This window comes from Elstera sp. (assembly GCF_044372965.1).
Lineage (GTDB): Bacteria > Pseudomonadota > Alphaproteobacteria > Elsterales > Elsteraceae > Elstera.
The window spans coordinates 1-3,886 of record NZ_JBILQX010000254.1; the positions used below are offsets into that span (position 1 = coordinate 1).

A 3,886-nucleotide genomic window follows, 5' to 3' on the forward strand; every position below is an offset into this window, starting at 1 on the left:
GAATAAGATAAAAGGTCTTTTGTCTATAATTAATGATGAAATAAAAGAAGCATCTGATCTCTCTGTGTCCGAAATTTGTCATTATACAAGCATTGATGCGCTCAATGGTATATTGAAGGATTCAGAATTTAGATTTTCAAATGTTCATTTTATGAATGATCCTCATGATGGTATTTTTTTTGTTAATATGTTTTTAGATTATATTGAATATCATCTTGTAATGAGTTTTAATTATTCGCCACACGATTTATCAAAAATTAAAAATGGTGACGCCGGTAAGGTTTTGTCAGGAGTTAATGAAATTGCTTCAAAATATCATTTCAGAGATTTTTTATTTAACTATTATTGCTTTTTGAATTGGAAATATTTTACTGAAGCCAGATTTAGATGGTTTGGATCCCAGGTATTTTCTATGTCGTTCTCTGCTACGGAGGAGAGTCAAGATTTGCCCCAGTGGCGATCATATGCAAATAACTGTTCTGGGGTTAGGATTAATTTTAATGTAAAGTCTTTAGAAGAAGGTATAAAGAAACAAAATTCCTGGATACAAAATATTTGGGAAGTGAAAGTTCTTAAGGTTATTTATCTTAATAAAGAAAATTCTCGGAATATATTTGAGAGATTATTTGCTGAGATAAAAAATTTTTACGATAAATTTCCCGATATTTCTGCTAGGAATCTGTTTTTTTCTTTAGATTCGGCAATTTTGTTATTCAACAATATTACAAAGGTGGATCACTATGCGTCTGAATCGGAGTATAGGCTGATGTTTGACACTGTCGTTTCAGGTGTTCCAGACATAAATTTTAATGTTACGAGCGATAAATATGCAAAGCCGTATATTAATGTTAATTTTAATACTGGATCAATTAGTAGTGTTGTGACTGGCCCGGCATTGGATGATTGGCACAAAACATCAATAATGATGCTTTGTGCAAAAAAAATTAGACAAGATATTGAGGTAAAGAGTTCTCAAATCAGGTTTCGAGGATAATTTTAGCTTAGGAGCATCAACCATGACCGATCCTATCGTTATCGTCTCCGCCGCCCGCACCCCGCTCGGCGGGTTCCAGGGGGAGCTTCAGAGCCTCACCGCGCCCAAGCTCGGCGCGGTGGCGATTGCTGCCGCCTTGGAACGGGCCGGGCTGTCCGCCGATCAGGTGGAGGAAGTGTTTATGGGCAATGTGCTGCCCGCCGGTGTCGGGCAAGCGCCCGCGCGGCAGGCGGCGTTGGGGGCGGGGCTGCCGGAGGCGGTGCCCTGCACGACCATTTCCAAAGTCTGCGGCTCGGGCATGAAGGCGGTGATGCTGGCCCATGATGCGCTGCTGGCGGGCTCCGTCCGCACCATCATCTCGGGCGGGATGGAGAGCATGAGCCTTGCGCCCTATCTGCTGGACCGGGCGCGGGCGGGCTATCGGCTCGGGCATGGGCGCACCATCGATCATATGTTCTTCGATGGGCTGGAAGATGCTTACGCCACCGACAGCGCGGGCAATCGCCGCCTGATGGGCACCTTTGCCGAAGACACGGCGGAAGCCTATCAGTTCACCCGCGAAGTGCAGGATGGGTTCGCCCTAACGTCGCTCGCCCGCGCGCAAAAAGCGCAAGCGGAGGGCAGTTTTAGCGCCGAAATCGCCCCCGTCACTGTGAAGGGCCGGGGCGGGGACGTTGCGATTACCGCCGACGAACAGCCGAAATCGGCCAAACCGGAGAAAATCCCCACCCTGAAACCGGCTTTCCGCAAAGACGGCACGGTAACGGCGGCGAATTCTTCTTCGATTTCCGATGGCGCGGCGGCGCTGCTGCTCATGCGCCGTTCGGAAGCCGAGGCGCGCGGCCTGCCGATCCGGGCGATTGTGCGCGGCCACGCCGGGCACGCCCAAGCCCCGGCCTGGTTCACCACCGCCCCCGTTGGCGCGATGCAAAAGCTGCTGGCAAAGCTCGATTGGGCGGCGAAAGACGTTGATTTGTTCGAGATCAACGAAGCCTTCGCCGTGGTGGCGCTCGCCGCGATGAAAGACCTCGATCTACCCGCCGATAAGGTGAATATCCACGGCGGGGCCTGTGCCCTCGGCCACCCCATCGGCGCGTCGGGCGCGCGGATTCTGGTAACGCTGCTGCACGCGCTGGAACGCTACGATCTGAAACGCGGCGTCGCCTCGCTCTGCATCGGCGGCGGCGAGGCAACCGCCGTCGCGCTCGAACGGGTGGCCTGATGGCCGGGCTTCTGCCGCGCCGGGGGAGCTACGCGCAGGTTTGTGCGGATTTCCGCTGGACCATTCCCGCGCGCTTCAACATCGGCACTGCCGTCGCTGACGCCCATGCGGCAAACGGCGACGGGGTAGCGCTGATCGAAGTGGCGAGCGATGGGGCCGTGCGGGAATGGCGGTTTTCGGACCTGCTGCGCGCGGCCTCCCGCCTCGGCAATCTGCTGGAAGCCCACGGTATCGGGCGCGGCGAGCGGGTGGGGGTGCTGCTGGCGCAATCGCCGGAAACCGCTATCGCCCATATCGCCGCCTATCGGCACGGGGCGATTGCCGTGCCCCTGTTCAGCCTGTTCGGGCCGGAAGCCCTAGAGTTTCGCCTGTCCAACTGCGCTGCTTCCGCCCTTGTGACCGACCGCGCGGGCTACGCGAAAATCGAACCCCTGCGGGCAGGGCTTCCGGCGCTCAAACTGGTGATCGTCACCGATTGGGGACCGGGGGCAACGCCGCCCGGCGTGGTGGATTGGACGGCGGGGCTGGCTGCCGCGTCCGACAGCCGCGCCCCGGTCGAGACCGCCGCCGAGGATCCCGCCGTCATCATCTATACCTCCGGCACCACGGGCCAGCCGAAGGGGGCGCTGCACGCGCACCGGGTTCTGCTCGGCCATCTGCCGGGGGTCGAGATGCCGCATCATTTCTTCCCGGAACCGGGGGACCGTTTCTGGACCCCCGCCGATTGGGCCTGGATCGGCGGGCTGTTCGACGTGCTGCTGCCCTCGCTCTATCACGGCGTCCCCGTGGTCGCGCACCGGATGAGCAAGTTTGATCCCGACGCGGCTTTCGCCTTCATCACCCGCCACGGCGTCCGCAACCTCTTCCTGCCGCCGACCGCACTCAAGCTGATGCGGTCCTCCACCGCAACCGCCCGAACCGTCCGGTCCATCGGCAGCGGCGGCGAAAGCTTAGGTGGGGAATTGCTCGATTGGGGCCGGGCGGCCTTCGGCGTGACCATCAACGAGTTCTACGGCCAGACCGAATGTAATGTGGTGGTGGGCAACGACGACCTTTTGTTCCCCGTCAAACCCGGCGCGACCGGGCGGCCTTTCCCCGGCCACCGCGTCGCCGTGGTCGATGAGGCAGGAGCGGTGCTTCCCCCCGGCGCGGCGGGCACCATCGCCATTGCCCGGCCCGATCCGGTGATGTTCCTCGGCTATTGGAACAATCCCGCCGCCACATCCGCCAAATTCATCGGCGACTGGCTGCTGACTGGCGATCAAGGCGCGATGGACGACGAAGGCTATATCCATTTCGTCGGGCGCGATGACGACGTGATTACCTCCGGCGGCTACCGCATCGGCCCCGGCGAAATCGAAGACTGCCTGCTGAAACACCCCGCCGTGTCGATGGTCGCCGTGATCGGAAAACCCGATCCGGTGCGCACCGAAATCGTCAAAGCCTTCATTGTGCTGAAATCAGGCACGGAGCCCAGCGACGCTCTGACCGCCGAGCTGCAAAGCTTCGTCCGCCAGCGCCTCGCCGCCCACGAATACCCGCGCGAAATCGCCTTTGTCGCGGATTTGCCGATGACCGCCACGGGCAAAATCATCCGCAAAGACCTGCGGGCGCGGGCGTGAGAGGGGAGGGGGTATCGCAGAGGGGCGGCCTCTGCACTCCCCTTAAGG

At 57.7% G+C, this 3,886-nt stretch carries 3 protein-coding genes; all 3 read left to right on the plus strand.

Annotated features, from left to right (window positions below):
* Positions 1–994, plus strand: a 994-nt coding sequence (locus ACIQ36_RS19050) for a DUF2971 domain-containing protein (RefSeq protein ID WP_395832292.1), incomplete at its 5' end; no start/stop codon positions are given.
* Positions 995–1,016: 22 nt separating this feature from the next.
* Positions 1,017–2,216, plus strand: a complete 1,200-nt coding sequence (locus ACIQ36_RS19055) for an acetyl-CoA C-acyltransferase (RefSeq protein WP_395832294.1) — start codon at positions 1,017–1,019, stop codon at positions 2,214–2,216.
* Positions 2,216–3,838, plus strand: coding sequence for an acyl-CoA synthetase (locus tag ACIQ36_RS19060; protein WP_395832297.1), 1,623 nt, complete (start codon positions 2,216–2,218; stop codon positions 3,836–3,838). The genes ACIQ36_RS19055 and ACIQ36_RS19060 overlap by 1 nt, the downstream gene beginning before the upstream one ends.
* Positions 3,839–3,886: the final 48 nt, after the last annotated feature.